14 protein-coding genes are annotated in these 21,787 nt (G+C 36.6%); 7 read left to right on the top strand and 7 right to left on the bottom strand.

All coding sequences use genetic code 11. The features are described 5' to 3' along the window. Positions 1 to 6: 6 nt before the first annotated feature. The gene (gene msrA, locus D9O48_RS17180) at positions 7 to 549 is read right to left on the bottom strand and encodes a peptide-methionine (S)-S-oxide reductase MsrA (RefSeq protein ID WP_126974231.1); all 543 of its coding nucleotides are present in this window, start codon (positions 547 to 549) and stop codon (positions 7 to 9) included. A 239-nt stretch (positions 550 to 788) separates the two neighbouring features. Between msrA and D9O48_RS17175 the strand changes: the two genes are divergently transcribed. The 5 genes from D9O48_RS17175 (at position 789) to D9O48_RS17155 (ending at position 9,175) form a co-directional block, all read left to right on the top strand. Then, entirely contained in the window at positions 789 to 2,903 is a 2,115-nt protein-coding gene (locus tag D9O48_RS17175; protein WP_126974230.1) for an endonuclease MutS2, read from the top strand. Positions 2,904 to 2,941: 38 nt separating this feature from the next. Continuing rightward, positions 2,942 to 3,454, top strand: a complete 513-nt coding sequence (locus D9O48_RS17170; protein WP_126974229.1) for a hypothetical protein — start codon at positions 2,942 to 2,944, stop codon at positions 3,452 to 3,454. An 11-nt stretch (positions 3,455 to 3,465) separates the two neighbouring features. Next, positions 3,466 to 7,260, top strand: coding sequence for an AsmA family protein (locus D9O48_RS17165; protein WP_126974228.1), 3,795 nt, complete (start codon positions 3,466 to 3,468; stop codon positions 7,258 to 7,260). Positions 7,261 to 7,372: 112 nt separating this feature from the next. Continuing rightward, positions 7,373 to 8,443 carry a 3-oxoacyl-ACP synthase III family protein gene (locus tag D9O48_RS17160; protein ID WP_126974227.1) on the top strand — a complete coding sequence of 357 codons (1,071 nt, stop codon included), beginning with the start codon at positions 7,373 to 7,375 and terminating at the stop codon, positions 8,441 to 8,443. Positions 8,444 to 8,668: 225 nt separating this feature from the next. Next, on the top strand, positions 8,669 to 9,175 hold the full coding sequence (locus D9O48_RS17155; RefSeq protein WP_126974226.1) for a sigma-70 RNA polymerase sigma factor region 4 domain-containing protein: 507 nt from the start codon (positions 8,669 to 8,671) through the stop codon (positions 9,173 to 9,175). Between the two features lie 662 nt (positions 9,176 to 9,837). Here D9O48_RS17155 and D9O48_RS17150 read toward each other — a convergent pair. From D9O48_RS17150 to D9O48_RS17140, 3 genes are read right to left on the bottom strand one after another with little or no spacing between them, the layout of a single operon-like run. Then, complete coding sequence (locus tag D9O48_RS17150) at positions 9,838 to 11,067, bottom strand: alkaline phosphatase family protein (protein ID WP_126974225.1); 1,230 nt, start codon at positions 11,065 to 11,067, stop codon at positions 9,838 to 9,840. 29 nt (positions 11,068 to 11,096) lie between these two features. Beyond that, positions 11,097 to 12,581: a SusD/RagB family nutrient-binding outer membrane lipoprotein gene (locus tag D9O48_RS17145; protein WP_126974224.1), complete on the bottom strand. Its 1,485-nt coding sequence runs from the start codon at positions 12,579 to 12,581 to the stop codon at positions 11,097 to 11,099. A gap of 32 nt (positions 12,582 to 12,613) precedes the next feature. Then, entirely contained in the window at positions 12,614 to 15,718 is a 3,105-nt protein-coding gene (locus tag D9O48_RS17140; protein WP_126974223.1) for a SusC/RagA family TonB-linked outer membrane protein, read from the bottom strand. Positions 15,719 to 16,015: 297 nt separating this feature from the next. On the opposite strand from D9O48_RS17140, the gene D9O48_RS17135 reads away from it, so the two are divergent. Continuing rightward, positions 16,016 to 16,612 (top strand): TetR/AcrR family transcriptional regulator, encoded by a 597-nt coding sequence (locus tag D9O48_RS17135; RefSeq protein ID WP_126974222.1) that lies wholly within the window; start codon positions 16,016 to 16,018, stop codon positions 16,610 to 16,612. Here D9O48_RS17135 and D9O48_RS17130 read toward each other — a convergent pair. Continuing rightward, entirely contained in the window at positions 16,599 to 16,868 is a 270-nt protein-coding gene (locus D9O48_RS17130; RefSeq protein ID WP_126974221.1) for a CBU_0592 family membrane protein, read from the bottom strand. The two genes, D9O48_RS17135 and D9O48_RS17130, sit on opposite strands and share 14 nt — an antisense overlap. Positions 16,869 to 17,106: 238 nt before the next feature. On the opposite strand from D9O48_RS17130, the gene D9O48_RS17125 reads away from it, so the two are divergent. Then, positions 17,107 to 18,588, top strand: a complete 1,482-nt coding sequence (locus D9O48_RS17125) for a serine hydrolase domain-containing protein (protein ID WP_126974220.1) — start codon at positions 17,107 to 17,109, stop codon at positions 18,586 to 18,588. Here D9O48_RS17125 and D9O48_RS17120 read toward each other — a convergent pair. Together D9O48_RS17120 and D9O48_RS17115 are read right to left on the bottom strand one after the other, a co-directional pair. Further along, positions 18,577 to 19,386 carry a phosphatase PAP2 family protein gene (locus tag D9O48_RS17120; RefSeq protein ID WP_126974219.1) on the bottom strand — a complete coding sequence of 270 codons (810 nt, stop codon included), beginning with the start codon at positions 19,384 to 19,386 and terminating at the stop codon, positions 18,577 to 18,579. The genes D9O48_RS17125 and D9O48_RS17120 overlap by 12 nt on opposite strands. 47 nt (positions 19,387 to 19,433) lie before the next feature. Further along, a complete protein-coding gene (locus D9O48_RS17115; protein ID WP_126974218.1) occupies positions 19,434 to 21,782 on the bottom strand; it encodes a hypothetical protein in 2,349 nt (782 codons plus the stop codon). Positions 21,783 to 21,787: the final 5 nt, after the last annotated feature.

The following is a 21,787-nucleotide window of genomic DNA, read 5'->3' as shown; positions in this document are numbered from 1 at the left end:
TGGTTGTTATTTAAGCTTATCTTTAAAAACTTCTCTAAATTTCTCCATTTTCGGACGAATTACAAAATAACAATACGGCTGGGCCTGATTTTGTTTGTAGTAATTGTCGTGATAATTTTCAGCGGGCCAGAAATGTTCAAACGCGGTAATCTCTGTTACGATAGGTTTGTCCCAGGCTCCGGCAGCATCCAGTTGCTTTTTATAACTTTCCGCTTTCTGCCGTTGCGCTTCGTTATGGTAAAATACACCGGATCTGTATTGTGTTCCAACATCGTTTCCCTGGCGGTTTAATGTGGTCGGATCATGCGTTGCCCAAAACACCTCTAACAGCTCATCAAAACTGATTACGCTTGAGTCATACGCTATTTGTAAACATTCAGCGTGACCCGTTGTTCCGTTACAAACCTGTTCATAGGTCGGATTTTTTAAATGGCCCCCTGTATATCCGCTTTTAACAGAATAGACGCCCTTTAAATCCTGAAAAATAGCTTCTGTACACCAAAAACATCCGTTTGCAAAGGTGGCAGTGTCTAAGTGCTCTTGATTCATACTCAAATTCGCTGGTTTTTGTGAATGGCAACTCATGAATACCATTAAAAAACAGCACCATACGATGTTATTAATTAATTTATTCATAAGACTTCTTTACAATAAAAAACAAAACTGTATAAAATTTGTTGCCTAAACGACAAATTACCTAAATTTTAAAGATCTACGTTAAAATAAACAAAATTAAAGAGCGTAAATTTGCAAATTTTAGGAGCGGTTCATATAAAGGATGGAATTTTATGAAATTATTTCCGGAGTCAACTTTAGTTCAGTTAGAATTCGACAAAATCAAAGCTTTACTGGAAGCATATTGCCGAACGGTTTATGCTAAAAATAAGGCGGCCAATCTGCGCGTACACACCCAGCGCTCGTTTATCGAGCTGGAACTGCAGCAAACCCATGAGTTTTTGCTGCTAACCGGGCATGGTCTGTATTTCCCGCAGGAAGAAATTGCTAACCTGGAAAAAGAAATTAAATTATTAAGTATTCCCGGAGCCGTCCTTTCTGAAGATCAGTTTGTTGATGTCAGACGTCTGGCGGATGCCCTTCAGCAAATTTTCAGATGGTTTGATAACGAAAGAAGAGAAGCTTACCCGGCCCTTACCAGAGTAATTGAAAATACTTACTACGAAAAAGCAATTATCGGCTTAATCGATGAAGTGATTGATGAAAGCGGACAAGTGAAAGACAATGCTTCTGACGACCTCGCTAAAATCAGGCTCAATCTTTATAAGCGTAGAAACGAGCTCAGAAGGGCGTTTGACAGAATTCTGCAAAGGCTCGGCAAACAGGGTTATGTAGCGGATATTGAAGAGGCATTTCTGAATGGCAGAAGAGTTGTAGCCGTTTTTGCTGAACAAAAACGACAGATCAAAGGTATTTTGCATGGCGAGTCAGACACACGTAAAACCGCGTTTATCGAGCCGGAAGAAACGATTGAACTGAATAACGAAATCTTTGCTCTTGAAAACGAAGAAAGTCGTGAAGTTTATAGAATTCTCCGTGAGTTAACCGCCCGTTTAGGTATATACTCGCCCTTGCTGAAAACATATCTCGAAATTGTAGGGCTTTTTGATTTTATCAGAGCTAAAGCAAAACTGGCTGCTGATATGGATGGTGTTTTTCCGACCCTGCACGACAAAGCACATGTTGAGCTGATAAAAGCTTATCACCCCTTACTGCTTCTTTATAACAGAAAGTCGAATAAAACCACCATTCCGGTAGATGTAAAGCTGGATGCACAACAAAGAATACTGGTAATATCGGGTCCGAACGCCGGGGGTAAAACCGTTACCATGAAAACAGTCGGCCTATTGCAGTTAATGTTGCAAAGCGGACTACTCGTACCAGTGAACCCTTACTCACAAATGGGCGTATTCAAACAACTGATGATTCATATCGGTGATACACAAAGCCTCGAATTTGAACTGAGTACCTATTCTTCACACCTGAAGAATATGAAATATTTTATCGAAAATGCCAACGGAAAAACCTTATTTTTTATCGATGAACTGGGAAGTGGTTCCGATCCTAACCTGGGTGGTGCTTTTGCTGAAGTAATCATGGAAGAACTGGGAAAAAAACACGCCATGGGAATTGTTACTACACACTATCTCAACCTGAAAGTGATGGCGAATAAAACGCCCGGTATTGTAAACGGTGCAATGGCCTTTGATGAAGAATCTCTATTACCTTTATATAAACTCATTATCGGAAAACCAGGTAGTTCTTATACTTTCTCTATTGCTGAAAGAATCGGATTAGATAAGTCTTTGATTAATCGTGCCAAAAAAATGGTAGACGATTCTCATTTTAAGCTCGACCACCTGTTGAATAAAGCGGAACAGGATTTGAGGTCTTTAACTGACAAAGAAACCAAACTAAATGCGCTCTTGAAAGATAATGAACGTTTAAAGCGTGATATGGAATCACTCATTAAAAAAGAGAAACACCATCAACAGATTGAACTGTTAAAACAGCAGAATAAAGTAACGGAAGATAGAATTGCCTATCTGAAAGATATGGAAAGAAAATTGAGGCAGATGGTGGGAGACTGGAGAAAAGCTACCAGTGATGAGGATAAACTGAATTTGATGAAATCTTTCCAACTGCTGCTCTTTAAACAACAACAGCAGCAAAAAAATGAGAAGGCTCAGAAAAAGATTAATAAAAAATACGAGGAGGCTGAAGGAATAATTGAAGTTGGTGTGAAAGTGTTAATGAAACAAAACCATCAGGTAGGAGAAGTGAAAGAAATACGGGGCAAGAAAGCAGTAGTACAGTTAGGGTTAATTCCTCTTACAGTAGATTTGTCTGACCTCGTAGTGGTAGTACAGAAGGAAAAAGCAGAATAGCGGGTCTTGATTTTGCAGAAGATATTTAAAACAAGGTTATGAACAAAAGGTTATTGATTACAACGGTGGCAATGGGTGTTATTGCAAGTTGTCAGAATCGGTCTTCCACAACAGACGATTCGACCAAAATTCATATCCTATCCAATGAATTAACTCCAAAAGTACAGGGCGAACAATTAAAAAATTACTTCGTTCCCGGTTCAATCGAAATTACCGATCGTTATCTGGTGGAGGTAATACAGACCCAGTCAGCGTTTGACAGTTATTTGCACCCGGCTGCCACGATGGGAAGTGTATTCAGAAAAATAGACTTTGAGAATGAGTGGGTATTATTAGTGGCAGGAAAACCTTCCGGTCATCGTACTACTTTCACTGTTAAAAAAGCTGAACAGGAGGGCGGTGTGTTACAGGTACAGCTGAGCGAGAATGTGTCAGTGGATGTTGACAGTTTTGTATCTTCTTCTTTATTGGTATATACTTTTCCCAGAGAAGGAGTTTCCAAAATAATGGTTGCAATTAATGGATATACCACAGAAAAAATTGTAAATTAGAAGTATCAGTTATGCTTAAAAGATACTTCCACTTAAAGAAATGGCATAAAATAACCCTCATTAGCTTACTGGCACTTTTTTTAATAGGGTTTGTGTTGTACCAATACGCTGTACGACATGCTTCTGCTATTCTGGAAGAACTGGTACATGAAAAATCAAACGGTACCGTTGCGCTGAAAGTAACGAAGGTTAAACTGAAGTGGTTTAAAAATACCGTTTTACTCGCCAATTCACATCTTTATAACACCGACCGTAGTGGAGACGTAACGAAATATGACTTTTTTATAGAAGAACTGTCTTTGAAAATGACAGATGTATTAGGACTGGTGCTGAAAGAAGAAATTTCCATTAACGAAATAATGTTATTCAAACCCCGTATAGTGGTAGAAACAAGTGGAGAGCAAAAGAAAGAATCTTCTAATCTTTCAGCGGAGGCCGGAAATGTATTTTCTTCCATTCAGGACGGATTAAAAGCAGTTCAGGTCGATAATTTTTATCTCCGGAACGGATCTTTTACTCTCATTCAGGCTACTGACTCAATACCCGTGTCAATTCATTTGTCTCAGTTTAATTTACAGATTGATAACTTTAATCCTGAAAAAGCCGATAAAGATCAATTGCTGTTCAGCGATAATATTTACTTCGAAACATTCGATCAGAACCTTATTTTCCCGGATGGAAAGTATCAACTGTTGTTTAAAAAACTTAGTATCGGTACGCAGAATAAATTTATTCAGCTGGATAGTTGTACCATCGCTAATGTTCACAAAAACAAAACGAAAGGTGATATAGATCTTCACTTTGATACACTCCGGCTAACCGGTATAGATTTTAATGAGCTTTACCTGAATGACTTTATTACGGCAGACAGTATGTACGGTAAAAATGCATTGCTCGATTTAAAGCTCGATTTAAACGCTAAACCCAATCAGTCTCCTCTCGATTCAATTTTCTCTTCACTGGGAGCAGATATTGACCTGAGATTTGTAGGTATTGATAACCTGTCTACCAAACTGAAAACAAACAAAAACGGAAAAGAATCTGATTTTTCTACGAAAGGAGATGATATTGCCATTCAGAATTTAAGTATCAGGTCAAAAGGTAAAAGGCCTTTTGAAATTGAACGTTTTGAAATGGCATTAAGAGATTATACAAGTTATACGGCAGACTCGTTGTATCAGTTTAAGTTTGACAGTATCAAGTTTGTAAACCGGTCTGTAGTATTATCAAATCTCCGGGTGAACAGTTATAAAAGCAGTAACGTTAAAGAAAGATATAAAATTCCCCAGTTTGTACTGAATGACCTGAATTGGGAAGATTTATTGACGAATCAGCAATTGCATGCTAAAAATGCAACGTTGTACCAACCGGATCTTTATTTTAACCAATACGTAAAAAACACAAAAGGTAATTCTAAATCTGTTTATGAGGTATTTAGTGATATCAGGCAGTTTATGTATATGGATAATATAAAAGTGGTAGACGGAAGCCTGGCCATTCACTCGTTTAATAATACTTCTTTTCTTTTCGATAATGTAAATTGTAAGGTAAGTATTGATGAATTGTTGCGTGCACAATCATCCAGCATGATTGAGTCGGCAGTAGAAGCTTTTCAGTTTGACCAGGGAACGGTTGCAGCGGCCGGGCTAAACCTGAATGCATACAATGTGGTTTATAATCCGGAGGATACTTACTTTCACATTGATTCTTTATTTCTGCTGGATACTACTTCTCAGTTAAATATTGAAGCACATAAAGTTTGGTTACACCATCCTTACTTTGACGAACTGAACTCTTTTCTGCAGTTAGACTCACTTAAATGGGAGAGGGGAAGTATTGATTATACGAAAGGAGCCCAGCAGGATAGACCTTTTCCGATCAGTGTATTTATTAATTATATCCAGGGGCAGAACACCTCTTTTAACCTCGAATATCAACAAAATATTGGCGGGTTTATTCAACAGATCAATGCTTTTAATCTGGAAGTAAACGAAGAAAAAATCTTTAAAATACAACAGGTGGATGCAGTGGGTAAAGGGTTGAATATTTATGATGAAAATCTCAGCGTGTTTACCAGTGAGTTTGAAATCAGCGACCATCAGGCATCAAAATTCAAGAAACTGGAATTTACCTTTTATAACCGCCCCGATACTTTAAAGGTATTGGCAGATGAAATCGACTTCATGCCGGGAAATACAAACCTGAAGAACAAAAAATTTGAAGTAAAACGACTGGCATTGTATGAACCGACTGTCATTTACAATAAATATCCTAAAATCAAGGATTCTTCGGTTGCTCAAAAAGATACCATAGAATTTTTCTTTAATGAATTAGTACTGCTGAATCCGTTTATTACTTATCACGATCATTATGCCAACCGCATCGACAATATAACCTGGAAAAGAAACAGTACCTCTAAAACAGATAGTCTGAGTATCCGGAAGGCATTTATGAAGCTGGACAAAGAGGTGGATGTGAATATTCAAACAGTATTATTAAACGGAAATGATATAACCATTAACGAATCATTTGGTATAGACTTTACCTATCTGTCGCAACCTATCAGAGCCGACCTGAGGAATATAGAAATCAACAAAGCATTTGGTAAAACCCAATGGCAGTGGAAAGCCTATCTGAATAAGCTGGAACATAAAGGTGTTGAAATCGGATCGATCGGTTTAGATGATGGCAATTTACTGATATCAGAAGGAAGGTATTATTCACTATGGTTACAAAACGAATGGTTAGATCCGTTTGAAGCATTGAGTAACAATCCGCAATTTTCTGCAATTATCGGTCCTTCGTCATTTGCTGAAAAGGATTATATTATTGAATGGGACAGTTTATCCTATTTCGCACCCAATCAAACACTGAATATTTACGAGTTTAATTATCAACCTTCCGTTTCACTGACAGAGTTTTTAAAAACACTCCGCTATCAGAAAGATTATATTGTTTGCCGGATTCCAAAATTAAAAGTTGACGGGTTACATTGGTGGAAACAGCATGAGGAATGGTGGACACGCGCCACCACCCTGTCAATAAATAACATGAACCTGCAGGCTTATAGAGACAAACATGCGCCGTTGGATACGGTTACTTATAAAAACTTACCGGTTGAGACACTACGGAAATTGAATACAGCGTTTACCATTAATGAAATAAAAATTCAGCAATCCGCTGCTACCTACAGTGAATTAGGATGGAATAGAAAAGATACCGGTGTAATTCACTTTGAGCAGTTGACGGGTAGTTTAAAAAATGTAAAGAACTTTTATTTCACAGAAAATGACAGTTTACAGGTAGATGCTCAGGCTAAATTGTTAAATTATTATCCGGTAGGGTTGTATTTTAAGCAGGCTTATCAGGATATGGATAACGGTTTTACCGCCAGAATGATTATTGGGGAAGGGGAGCTGAAACGGTTAAACGACCCTTTAAATAAGCTTGCAAATTTTGGTATTCGTAAAGGGTTATTGCAGGAGCTGACTATCCAGGTGACCGGTAATAATGAGGCGGCGACAGGTGAGGCTTTTATGAGATATAAGAAGCTGAAAGTGAGACTCAACCAGAAGGGAAGGCCCAATAAATCGTTTTTCAAAACTATTCTGGCAAACACATTCGTGATTAAAAACAATAATAAAAAACATCACAAAGCTGTGTATGTTGACCGGATAAAATATAAATCTATTTTCAATTATCTGGTACGAATTGTGTTTAATTCAGCTACAACTACCATGGGGGTTACCTCGGAAAGAGCGAATAAAAAGAAAGCCCAGCAACAGGTAAATAACGGAAACAAGTAGTTAAACAGTGAAATATTTGATTTAAAACACTTTTTTTGAAACCAAATAAAAATTGTTTAGAAAGCGAAAATCCCTAACTTTATTAAACAAGCAATTATTTTTAAATATTATTATGAACAGACTGGTTATTAAAGGTAGTGGTGCGTACATTCCTTCCGAAATTAAAGCAAACGAAGCTTTTCTTACTAATGATTTTTACGGAGAAACTGATAAACCTTTAGAGATACCATCGTCGACGGTTATACGAAAATTCAAACAAATTACCGGTATTGAAGAAAGGAGATATGCATCTGATAACATGGTGACATCAGATATGGCATATGAGGCGTCATTGTTGGCAATTGCCGACGCCGGTATCAATAAAGAAGAAATAGATTATATTATTCTTGCTCATAATTATGGCGATACAAAAGCCGGAACGATTCAGATGGATGCAGTTCCTTCTTTGGCGTCACGTGTAAAGCACCTGCTGGGTATTCAAAATCCAAACTGTATTCCTTACGATGTATTGTTTGGATGTCCGGGTTGGGTACAAGGAGTTATACAGGCAGATGCATTTGCAAAAGCTGGTCTCGGAAAAACTTTTTTAATAATAGGAGCAGAAATTTTGTCGAGAAGGCTGGATAAATTTGACCGCGACAGTATGATTTTTGCCGATGGGGCAGGAGCTACTATTTTTCATTATGAAGAAGTAGGCAATACCAATAAAGGTGTATTGGCATATAGTGTTCAATCACACTCAATAGACGAAGCATATTATATTTTCAACGGCGTTTCCTATAATACAACAGATCCGGATACCACTTTTATTAAAATGCATGGCCGTAAGGTATACGAGTATGCTTTAAAGCATGTTCCTTTAGCGATGAAGGATTGTTTTGATAAAGGAAACCTGCCGATTAACTCATTAAAGAAAATATTTATACATCAGGCAAATGAAAAAATGGATGAAGCCATTTTAAAAGCCTTTTATAAATTGTATAATATAGATAACTCTCCTCAGGATATTATGCCGATGTGCATTCAGTGGCTGGGAAACAGCTCTGTTGCCACGGTTCCTACCTTATTGGATTTAGTAGTAAAAGGCAAATCCTCACCACATCAGTTAGCTGCAGGCGATTTAATTATGTTTGCATCGGTTGGTGCAGGTATGAATATTAATGCAATTTTATACGGGTATTAATTTGCTAACAAACGGTTGTTAGTATTTCCTGTCAATGCCGTGTTAAATTGACAAGAATACTTGTATATATGCAAATAATTTATTTTGTTTACACCAGTAACAGACCTATCCTCTTGATTTCACATCTAATATCTTCTGATAATTAGCAAAAAAATTATTAACCGTATTGCCGATTGGAATGGTTTTGGCTTTCCAAATGCAATTCAATATTAGAATATTTGCACGATGGTAGTGTATACATGTCGATACAAGGTGGATTATCTCGAAACGTTACGTAATTCAACAGAGAATTATGAGCGTTTTAAATTAGACCATTTTACGGCAATCAGAAAGAGTGTTTACAAGTGGTTAGGTGAAGATGCTGATGTAGATGTATTTGTTCAGTGGGTTTATCAGAAAGTAGGAATTCACCATCATTTGCTGAAAAAGCTGAAAAATCCTGAGAAATACTTTGATATTATTGTACAGAACATGATTGAAGAATACGTGTTCGGTGAAGATCATAGCCAGGATCTTGAAACGCTGAATCTATATTCACCTAAAGCTAATCATAAATACTTTCAGGACTTGTTTGAAAATGTTGATCAGTCAGTATTAATTACCCATCAGCAAAAGCTGATTGTAGGACTAAGATTACAAGGTTGCTCTCTCATTGAAATTGCGGAAACCTTAAACATCCATCCGCGAATCATCAAAAAAAGAATGGAAAAAGCTTTTAAAGCTATCAGATAAAAAAGAAAAGTTTATTCATACGAATAAACTTTTCTCATGTGCCACACTCATTCTGCTGCGAATGATGATGAAGTTATTCATAAAATGAATAACCCTGCTACTAACCAAAGATTAAACCATCCTTCTCTCAAAATTTTGATACTTGCGTATCATAATCATGTGTGCTTTTGTATGTTATCAGATTACAGAGAGAAAGTATCTTTACATATATTGGTTTATACATTTCTGTTATAACGACTGTGAATATACGAATTATCTTAATTTTAGTTTACTAATTCCCCACTATTTTAGTGGTATTTTGAAACAATTTATGAATCTCTCATTGTTTCTGGGTAGTTTAGTAACTAACAGGCACTGAAAACCGTTCCTGCTGCTTCATACATACAACAAGTTTATCACCAATCTGCAAGTTTTTTAGGGTAAAAAGCTGCAATTAGTTACGGACAAGAACACCGGTTTTAGTTTTAAGTAAAAATTGTAGGATGGGTTGTTTATATAAATTAATTAAAAAAAATGAAACTTCAAAATTTTGATTTTTGCAATATTTAATTGCTTGAAAAATAATCTTTTTTGAATATTTTTTATAAAATAAAACCCTGTTGAATGTTTCTCAACAGGGTTTTATTTTTCTACCGGTTTAGGGCAATGGTTTTTCGGAAATACTATTTAATGATCACCCAACGGTTCAGAAAGTTATCAGGTGTTTCAATGACTATTTTGTAAAACTTTGAGCTTTGAGGGGCTATGTCAATCAGGGCTTCCTGATTTTTTAATGGAACTGTCTTTTTTAGCTGATATTGATCGTTACCACCTTCTTTAAAGTTATTTGTGGTTGAAATCCAAATCTTTGCATCACCTTTTGATTTTAATGCTTTCCAGGTTACTTTTATTTTTCCCTCCGATAATTGAGCGTCAGGATGTATTGCTGATACGGGTCCTACCAGACTAACACCGTCAATTTCCATTAATTGATTACGCGGGATAGTGATATCCATGAATCTGGCAATAGATGGAGCAATGTCTACGACGCCCGGTTTTTCGTTTTTAAAGTGATTATTCAGGTTTCTGGCATTTGTAATGATCCAGGTACTCCTTTCTCTGTCTGACTGTCCGCCATGGTGTTTTCCGGTAGAATGATCTCTGCCGTGATCTGTAGTTATATAAATAACCCATTCTTCCTGATGATTTTCCTCCCGGTACCGGATAGCGTTCCACAAACGACCAATCTGCTGATCCATTAAAGCAATTGCACGAAAATACTCAGGACTATCTCCATACATATGCCCCATATCATCTGTATATTCTAAGTATACCCATGATAAATCGGGCGCCTGGTTTTTTATATAGTCGGCTGCATGATCGGTTACGGCTTCGTCAATGCGATGCATGAAGTCTCTCTTTTTGTCGTGTGGATAGTTTACCGTATCCAGCTCTAAGCCGTCAAAGTGATGATCGAGTTGTAATTTACCCGTTTCTGGTAAATCTTCACCCACTAATTTCGTTCTGTTATCTAACCAGCTTGAAAAAATGGCCGTTTTCTTTTGAGGATACTGCTCTTTGAAAAAACGGAAGATTGTCCAGTAATTGTAGTTAGGTTTTGCAATATTATTATCCCACACATTGTGTTTGTTCACCCATGTTCCGGTTAAAAGGCTGTTGTATCCTACGGCAGAAATTGTAGGGGTTTGTGAGTAACCGTCTTTTTCACCGCCCACATAAGCCTGCGTATAGCCACCGGCTTTAGCAATTTTATCTAAAGATGGTGTAGGTTGGCTTTCTATTACATCTGCAGCAATTCCGTCTACAATCACAAAAATTGCTTTTTTTGTTTTTTGCGCGTATAATCCGATACAACAGTAAATGGATACAGCCAGTAAGAGCAATTTTTTCATATCTGAATAATTTTAAAGTAAATGATGCTTTATTGTAAAATCCACATGGCTCCGTTTACATTGTCGCCTTCGCTAAACTGAGCTCTGACAGCGTTTTCTACATTTGTGCCATTGTTTTCGTATTCTGAATTTGGATACATCCAACGTTTAGGGATGCGTCCGTTATTTAAGATACCTCCTCCGTTGGTTTCAAATGCCGGGAAACCGGTACGTCTTTGTTCAAAGAAAGGTAACCAATCAGTATTCATAAACATACTTACATATTTCTGCGTGATGATCTGCTCGATTTCAGCGCCGGTTTGCAGGGCAATAGACGGCTGATCTATAAATTTATCGATATCCGCAGTGGTATAAGTATTATTAAAGTTAGAGAAAATCATAGAAGCTTTGATACCTTCTTTATAAAAGGTTTCTGCATTTCCGGCGATCCAGCCTCTTACTACTGCTTCGGCCAGAATAAACTGAAGTTCGGCGTAGCTCATTAATAAACTGGGTTCATTGGTAGCATGGTAAGCGTAACGGTCGTGAATTTGTGATGCGTTACCTGCTCCTCTTTTACCCGTGTTATAAGCAAGTGTTGCACTGCCTCTTAAACCGTCATATGCATCGAAGTCGGTTGGCGGAAGGGTAGATGATGGTTTTGGTTTTCCGAAAACTAATAAACGCGGGTCATTGTGTGTACGTAAAATATCTACAAAAGTACTGTCTAAATAATAATCCGTTTTCATCGAGTTATTATTGAAGAATGGATACTGGTTACCGGTGATATCGTAGTAAGTCAATTTACCGTTGTCTGCGTTCGATTGTAGTAAAGGATACCTGGCAGGGTTGGAAACTATTTCTGCAAAACGCTGCCTGATGTTCAGTGTAGCATCCGCTTCTTTTTTAGAAAGGCTCATTAATATCCGTAAGGTAAATGAGTTAATCAATCTTTTCCACTGCTCCACATTACCATTGTAAATGATATCGCCATTCAGGGCAGCTTCCTGATTTGATAAAGAATCGCTGGCAATTTTCAGATCGTTTAAAACGCCTGCATAGATATCCTTCTGACTGTCATAAGATGGCCGGATAGCTTCAGCACTGGTTACATCATTTTCTGAAATAGCCTTCATCATGCTTGAATAGGGAATGTCACCGAATCGCTGTGTCATAGAAACAACATAATATGCGCGGAAAAATTTACCAAGATATCTGTAATTTTTTTTCGAAACTTTTGCTGCCTCCTGCTCCATTTTTACCACCTGGGTAATATTGGCATAACCCATACTTGATTCACGCTGCCAGCCATAATATTGCGCATTACTTGCTCCTTGAGTGTATACCAGATATCTCGATGCCAAAGCAGCATTTGCTGAAATATTAGAGAAGGCATTTAACTCAATTGCTGTTAATCCTAATGCCGGATCAGCTTCTGTAGGGTTGTTGGGGTTTGATTGAAAATCTGTTAGTTTCTTACATCCCGTTAATGCTGTCAGCAATAATACCGGAAATAAAAATTTATATTGTTTCATCTTATTAGATTAAATAGATTGATGATGATGAATTAGAACTTCAGGTTGATGTTAAAACCGATGCTTCTCATAGAAGGAGTTTGCAGGTTATCGCTTTCTGCATCCGGATCAACGTTCGGAATCTTTGATAAAATAAACAGGTTGTTACCAATCAATGAAAGCGATGCTGAATTAAAGAAACCTTTTGTCCATCTTTGCGGTAAGTTATAAGTGAATACCAGTTCTCTCATTTTTAAGTAAGTACCGCTATAGTAATGGTAATTGTTTAACATGTTACCACTGGTAGTTTGCATGAAACTGATATAGTTTACCGGTGTTGTATTCTGTTCGAATCGTCTGGTATCTGATAAAATATTTCCATATTTATCGTATTCAACACTTCCTGAGGTAACCACAACACCAGGTCCTATATAAGTACTGTTACCTGCATTGGCTTCGTCTCTATCGGCCGTTACGGTTCCTTTGGCTGTACCGCCCCACCACATTTTCTGATTGGTAGTTGAATAGATTAATCCGCCCAGGCGTCCGTCAAATGAAAAACTCAAAGAAAGGTTTTTGTAGTTGAAAGTATTTTGTATACCGTAAATCCAATCCGGATCTCTGTGGCCAAAGTATTGTGCTACCGGCTCAAAAGCCTGCATACCGTTTGAGTTGTAAATAGCTTGTCCGTCTGGCGTACGTGAGTCGGTAATGAAAATGCGATCCATTCTCTGACCTTCTTTCACCAATTTGTAATATCCGTCAGCATTATCAGTTGCTTTATTTAGCCAGGTATGTACTCTGCTGAGGTTGATGCTGGTTTCCCATTTGAAGTTTTGATTTCTTACAGGATAAGCACTCAGCATAAACTCCCATCCTTTTCTGATGTATATGTTTGAATTCTTTAACAGATAAGTAGCGCCGCTTGCTTCTGATAAAGGAATTTCTTCAAAGTTGTTATAGTCTTTGTTTCTGAAGTAAGTTACATCTAACAAAATTCTGTTGTTTAAGAATCCGATGGCTGCACCGTATTCACCTGACATAACTGTTTCGGGAACCAGGTTCGGATCGATTGCTGTGTTCGGCCAGCGTAATGATGGAACATTGTTCCACTTAGTACCGATCTGATAGGTTGTAAGGTGAGCATAAGGGTTACCACTATTGATGAAACCGGTATTTACCTGTGCCCATGAACCGCGTAATTTCAGGAAAGAAATAGCAGTTGGTAAGTTCAATACATCAGATAACACGGCAGAAACACCTGCTGACGGATAGAAGTAAGCATTGTTTTTTACAGGAAGGGTGGATGTTTTGTCGTATCTGCCTGTAAAAGAAAAATATAAAAAGCCTAAAGTTTCTACATCCAACATTCCGTATAAACTCGATGTTCTTCTTTCCTGTAAAGTACTTCTGGCTACCAAAGGATTGATTGAGTTGCCGATAGAGTAGAATTCAGGAATGGTTAAACCGTCGGTGCTGGTATACATTGATTCAAACCTTCTGTACGTATTAGCTCCGCCTGCCGTAACGCTGAATTTGAAATGATCACTGATTTCTTTATTGTAATTTAAAATCAGATCAGAGTTAATGTCAAAGTAATTTGAATAAGTAGTAGAGTAGTTCCCTCTTGAAATATAGCTATAGGCTACATAACTTTTCGGCTCTCTCAAATCTGATAAAGTGGAATGTTGATTGAAGCCGTTACGGAATTTGATAGAGAAATTGTCATTTACTTTATAATCAAAAGTTGCTTGTCCGAAACTATTACTTTTGTTATAACCGTTTAAAAGTTCGTTGGCGATAAAGTGCGGATTATTATACCATGAAAGGTTATAGTTTCTTTGTTGTAAACCTTCCTGGCCAGGCATCCAGTAATTTTCCAGATCGCGGATATCAACATCCGGTCCAATCCATAAAATCAGATTATACAAATAGTTTGGAGGCCCGTAACCTACTGTTGGATAGTTATCAGAATATTCTCTGTTGTAAGTAAGTTTTGCATCCATTGATAATTTATCCGTTAAACGATAATTACCGCCGATAGAAAAGGATGAGTTGTTTAACGAAGTGTTCGGAACAACTCCTTTCTGAAAGACGTGGTTGGTAGACATTCTTAAAGAACCTCTGTCTGAACCAATTGAAGCTGAAACGCTATTGGTAGATAAAAGTCCTGTGCGGAAAAAGTGCTTAATGTTGTTACGTCCTCGTGATACCCAAGGAGTCGGAATCAGCTGACCCGTTACCGGATCTCTCGGGCTGTCGTACTGTGTGGTTTCATAATAGCCGCTTGGAGTTGAAGGATCTCTCTGGTCTAACTTCGGTCCCCAGATCCAACCACCACCTTCAGTTCCGCCACCGGAACCGTTCACATAAGCATATTTACCCTGGTCTCCGCCACCGTAAATAGTTTGAACTTCCGGAATCACAGTATACCCCGGCTGGAACATGGTAGATGAGTTGAATTCTACACTTACTTTACCTCTGGCGCCTTTTTTAGTAGTATATAAAATGGCACCGTTTACACCTAATGCTCCATACAACGCGCCCGCGGCCGTACCTTTTAATACACTGATACTTTCTATATCATCAGCATTGATCTTGTAAGCATCAGCTTCCGGATCAGGAATACCGTCAATAACAATTAAAGGGCGTTTGCCTCTTAACGAAATACCGGGACTTTGAAAGAAGTCTGTTGTATTGTTAATATTCAAACCAGCTACTTTACCTGTTAATGCACCTAGTGCAGTAGTTGTTTTTGTTTTGGCCATCGTTTCTCCGTTTACTTCCTGAACGGAATAGCCTAAAGTTTTTTGTTGTTTTTTAATACCTAATGCTGTAGTTACTACTACTTCGGTGAGTTCGTTTCCGGAACCGGGATGTAAGTAGATATTAATGTTTGTTTGATTGGTTACTCTTATTTCCTGTGAAATGTAACCCAGATAAGAAAAAGTAATCGTACTGTTTACAGGAGCGATAAGGTTAAATCTTCCTTCAACATTAGAAGACGTTCCTTTAGACGTTTCCAGTGTTACAATGGAAACTCCGCTCAAGAGCGTACTGTCTTTCGCTGAGCGAACAGTACCCGTTACTGCAACATCCTGTGCCTGCATAACAAAATGTAATAGTAAAGAAATAAAAATCAAAGCAGTTGATTTCATAAAAGAAATTATTTAAAAAGAAATGATGGTGTCTGAGTGATTAATAAAAGTTCGTTTTAAAGTTGCTGGCGCAAAAATGAAAAAATACAACAGATTAAACAATTTATTGAATACTCATTCAATAAACTTTTTATATTATTAATGCAATGATTACAATTTCTTAATATTGTGATTTGATTAAAATTCTTACGTATTAAATTGAACAGTTGTTCAATTTAAAAATTGATTACCTTTTTATAAGTTGTGATGCTTTAATAAAAAGTAATCATATATTTGCCGCAAATCGCAGCTATATTTATGGGACGACCAAGTATCAAGGCATCCAGACAAAAAGAAATTATTGATGCTTTTTATAAGATTGCAAAAAAAGAAGGTTTAGAGAATGCTTCTATTGCCAAAACTGCCGCTTTAATAGATATCAATCCCAGCTTAGTAATTCATTATTTTAAAACTAAAGAGTACCTTGTTTATGGTTTGATTGAATATATTCTTGATAAATATCTGTTGATATTCAAAACACCGGTGTCTTTAGATAATGACCCGAAGAAAAAGTTACTAAAAGTAATCGATAATATATTTTCGCATAAATGGAATACATTATTTGATGATAGTGTATCATATAGTTGTTACTCTCTGGTATTCAGAGATAAAAAGGTAAAAGAAAAATATAAAGTTCTGCTCGACAGCTTGAGAAGTAACCTGAAAGAAATTATTCAGGATTGTAATAAAGAAGGTGTATTGTTGGTAAAAGACCCTGCATTAACCGCTGATATAATATTTGTGATTGTAGATGGAGCTTATTATTATTTGAGTCTGGTTACTAATAAGGATGAGTATAAGAAGAAATTAAATCAATATAAAAAACAAGCGTTACTGCAACTTAATTTTCTTTAACTCTTTTTCTGCTAAAGGCAATGATTGCAACTATTGCAATTACTCCCCACGCTATATTCACTACGATATTGGGTAGGTCTGCATAATGCATGGCATTGGCGACAAGGCCCACCGAACCCACAATATTTAATGCGTGATAACTGATCTGAGTAGATTTCAATTTATTAACACTTAATAAAAGATAAGCAAGCAGGTAAGAAAGTGTTCCAATCCATCCTAATGCTGCGTAAACGTTTATTTGAAATAATAGAGTCATAAGCATCTTTGTGATTCTCTTTAGGTATATCTTCAATGGATTTACTGATACCTGCTATTAGATTCCTACAGTATAAACTAATTGTTTAAATATCAACATGTGATATCTAAATTTTTCAGATTTTTTTGTATTTTGACAGTACAAATAACAGACATCCAATATTACCGGAATGTTATCTTTTATTCTTTCTTATATTTAATCAATAGTTTTTACAACGTAATCTAAATCAGACTCTTTTATGGTTCAATATAGAAAAAAGATTAGCCTTGTGGCGCTTTTGCCGGGTTTAATTGTTCTATTGATGAGTTCCTGTTCCCGGCAGCAGGGCGCTGATATAAATAAGTTGTTAGAATCTTACGAAGAGCTTGATAAATTTAGCGGAACTGTGCTGGTAGCAAAGGGGGGAGAAATCTTTTTTCAAAAAAGTTATGGCCTCGCAAACAGAGAATGGAAGCAATCTTTTCAGGATGATACCAGATTCCGGATTGCTTCGGTTACTAAACAGTTTACTGCCGTTTTGATTCTGCAACTGGCAGAAGCGGGTAAAATTAATCTTCAGAATCCTTTGAGCCATTATCTGCCTTATTACAGAAAAGATGTAGGAGGTCAGGTGACTATTCATCAGTTGCTGACACACACTGCAGGTTTAGCTGAATATACTTTTAAATCCGATTTCTTTTCTGATGTTAGTAAAAGGCAATTCACCACACGTGAGTTTGTTGAAAAGTTTTGCAGTGATACATTGATGTTTACTCCGGGAACAAACTATCAATATACCAATACTGGTTATTATATTTTAGGGGCTATTATCGAAGAAGTAACTGATAAAGATTATGCTACTATTCTAAGAGAGAATATTCTGGAAGTGGCAGGGATGGAAAATAGTGGCATAGAAAGCGGCCTGGATATTTCTGTTAAACGTGCCGGCGGGTATAATTATTCTTATGGTACCTATTCGAATGCTGATTATATGGAACTGGGTTCTGCAGTATTGTCTGCAGGTGCTATGTATGCTACTGCTTATGATCTGTTTTTATGGGATAAAGCATTGTTTTCAGATAAGTTATTGACGGCTGAAAGTAGAATCAGAATGATGACTCCGGTAATGGCCAATTATGGCTATGGTGTGGGTATTACAAAGTTTGTGCATCCGGAACTGAAAAAAGAAATGCATTTTGTTTTTCACCAGGGAGCTATTAATGGCTTTCGCTCTATGTTAACGCTTATTGTAAATGACGATATTGTTGTCATTTTACTTTGTAATAATTTTGATACTGATCTGAACCAGATTAGTAACGCCATTTTTGCTATTCTTAATGATCAGCCTTATCAACTGGCTAAAGTTTCAATTGTTGAACAAATGAATAATGTTTTACTAAAAGATGGAATGGCAAAAGCTATAAACTTCTATCAACAAAATAAAGACAATGAACATTTTGATATCAACCAGCTGGAATATGAACTAAACAGGTTTGGGTATCATTTAATGAATCAGGGCCAATTGCAGGATGCGTTACTTGTTTTTGAATTGAATGTACTGGAAAATGCTGCTTCATCGAATGCTTATGATAGCTATGCAGAAGCATTGATGAAGAACAAGCAACCGGCAGAAGCGATTATTCAGTATAAACGTTCCATTGATTTAAATCCCTCAAATGTGAATGCGGTTAACCAATTAAAGGCTTTGCAGGATACACTTCGGTTATCTTTAAAAAAGTGATGTTACCACTTGTTTTTTCCGGTTATTTTTTCTTTCCCAGGCATATTGTGCTTTTGCTGTAAAATGGCCGATTACAGCACCTGCCAGCACATCACTGGCCCAATGACGGTTTTGTACAATCCGCGAAGCTCCGGTTAAGGATGCTATTCCATAAGCTACCCAGGGAACCCACTTTTTGTCTTTATATTCCAATGCATAAGTTGTAGCAATTGAAAATACAGTGTTGGTATGCCCCGAAGGAAAAGAGGTGTAATCTACGGTAAATGGGGCGGCAAAAGTAAATTGATTATGAGCCACATCCGGCCTTAATCGTCTTACAAAAGCTTTTAGCGTTACGTAATGAGCTGTAGATATAATAAAGCTTCTGGTAGCCAGTAATGTGGTATGTTGGAGGCGTTCGTCTTTCAGAAGCTTGGAAACACCATACATTCCAATGAGAACATACGGAGAATACCGGTTGCCGAAAGGCTCCACGGTATTGAAAATATCATCTATAGTACTGTTACGGTTTTTCTGCACCCAGCTTCTTATATGATCGTCAGCCAGCATGGTGGTACCTATTACACCAATTGTAATACCGGCTTTTATAAAGTCATTTTGTTTCCATCTGGCAGGTGATGAAGTAGTGTACCATAAAGCAGAAGGGTAAGTTTTTAAATAGGCCAGGTTGAGGTCATAAGTATATAACCTTTCTGTACTGTTATTAAATTTATTAATAGAGTCTGTTTTTATGTGCTGTGATTGTACTGTTGGTAAAAAGAAAATAATCAGTATAAAAAGAATTAATAACTGCCTCATGCTATGCTTTTCTGTAAAATTATAAATAGTGAATGTGATTTAGTATATTAATCGTATTTAATTCCGACCCTGAATGCTTTTAATCCTGATATACCTTGCATATCTTTTAATTCAAATTTTTCTATATCATTTAGCAGCAATCCTTTTTCTATTAAGAATTGCAGGTAATAGATATATTCGGTTTCATTTCTGGGGTTATAATATACAATAGATAATTTTCCCGGTTGTGTTAATCTTTCATTTGTTTCTTTGATAATGGCTTTGTCAATTCTTTTCTTGATCATCTGGTAACGGAGGTTGAATACTCCGTCTATATCGAATCTTCGTTCATCATTTCTGAATACAATATCAATAGGAGAATCATATACCAGAATCAATGAGGTAGTTTCTAATTTCACATTCATATCGCGTATTATTTCATGGCTTTGACGTGCCATAATTGTGGTGGAAATCAATTGCCATAACCGGAGATTTTTCAGGTAAAGATTAGAAAAAGGTTTTGAAGGTACCAGCGACTGTCCGATGTAGATATCATATTCAATACCGTCGGTTCTGAATTTTTCAAAATAAAACGGATACTGATCATTGATATCATTGATGAGTATCTCGATTGATTTTTCCAATTGTTCATTAATCGTTTTAATAGATAGTTCGAGGTCTCTCCTGTTAGCGTACACTTCGCCGGTCTCCGGATGTGTTGCTTCAAAATAACGATTGATGATTGGTGCTGTTTCCGGGTAGCTTTTCTGCAGATGTGATAAGAAGCTGTAAACATCATTATTTACAAATTCTGTTATTTGTGCCATTCTGCTAAATTCATTATCCGAACCTATTTTATTTTCAAAAAATTCTGCCTGATACAAAATGTTTTCAATAAGATCGAGATGTACAAGGTTTTTAAGTTGACGTAAACAGCCTAACAGACAGGTGAAATGGTGCGTGAGATCTTTTTGCAATGCGGCATTTCTTTGTATGGTAGAATCTTTTATATCAATGGCTGTATAAATAGGGTATACCTGTTGGAAATGTATTTTTTCGTTAAATGGTTGAGTAGGATGCGTGTTCTGCCAAAGCATCTGCTTAAACGCTACTTCATTGAATTTCCACTGTACAACAGGTTGTAAAGCGGTGTATTTATTCCTGATAATATCTGTAATATGAATATTAAAGTTATCTGCAAGAATTCTCATCAAATAAGATAATGTAGGTAACGCGCGTTCTATCCGGGCTAATCTGTTTTCATCCAGTATCCCTGCTTTTTTACTATGTAATTCAAGAATGCCGATTACTTCTTTGTTGAAAAGTATCGGGATCATCGCATAAGAGGTAATATTTTTTTGTGTGAGGAACAATAACAGAGGATACCTGGTTACTATTTCTTCTGTTATTTTTCTGAAGAATATTGTTTTAGGATTTTCTATAAACCAGTCTAATATGGTGGAGTATTCTTCTGTACGGTTAGTGGAAAGTATGTTTTGTAGAAATAATACCTGGTTTTCAGTATTCAGGTTTTCTAAAACTATTTTTCCATTCAGTTTTATAATAGGGAAATATCCCAGTCCGATGTCTCTTGATCCGATCAGGTTTTGTATGCCTTTGGTAATGGTTTGAAGTTGTTCGTTCTGATTGATTTCAAGTATATCCTGCTCCATATGACGAACCGACTCTTCTGTTGTTACATCTACAATTTTGATGATATTAAATCCTGATATTTTAAACCGGTTAAGCGGTAAAAATTTCTCTATTAATGGAAACTCATTGGTTTTGTCAATATCTTCATTAATAAAGTCAAGATTTAATTCCGGCAGTTCCCCATTAGCAGTAATTTCTATAAAGTCTATATTTATTTCTGCTTTATAGTATTTTTCAAGATCGGTTATTTTGTCTTTCACCTTGTAAATAAAACTCTTATCATACCATAGATTAGTTAATCCGTAGAATCTTTCCAGAATGATTTTGTAGATATATGTTTTAAGATTGTTTTCGCTATCCGGTGACCAGGATATTTCTATGTCTTCTTTGAGTGATTTGCATAATGGGTCAATGAGCAATTCATTCCATTTCTCAGAATAGTAGAATACCTGTGTTTTAAAGGGTACTCCAAATGCCAGTATTTCATTTTCCTGTTCTGTATTATAGCTGGATGTGCAGGCATATATAATATCCAATACTTCATTTAGTTCTAATAAACGCTCTACTGTTATCGGATACCATAATTCGGGATATTGTTTCAGTTTTTCTAAAACTGAAAGATAGAAGTTATGAATAACGTTGTTTTTATTCTTTATTTTTTCTTCTACAAAATGAATAAATGGCAGTATAGACAAGCTGATGTCAAGCTCTTCATGCAATTTTTCTTTCGCACTATTATCCAGGTTCATTACATCTTTAATCATTGCAG

The sequence above is a fragment of the Gynurincola endophyticus genome, assembly GCF_003991195.1.
GTDB lineage: Bacteria > Bacteroidota > Bacteroidia > Chitinophagales > Chitinophagaceae > Gynurincola > Gynurincola endophyticus.
The sequence above is the reverse complement of the archived record's forward strand: the minus strand, read 5'-3'. Positions and strand labels throughout refer to the sequence as shown.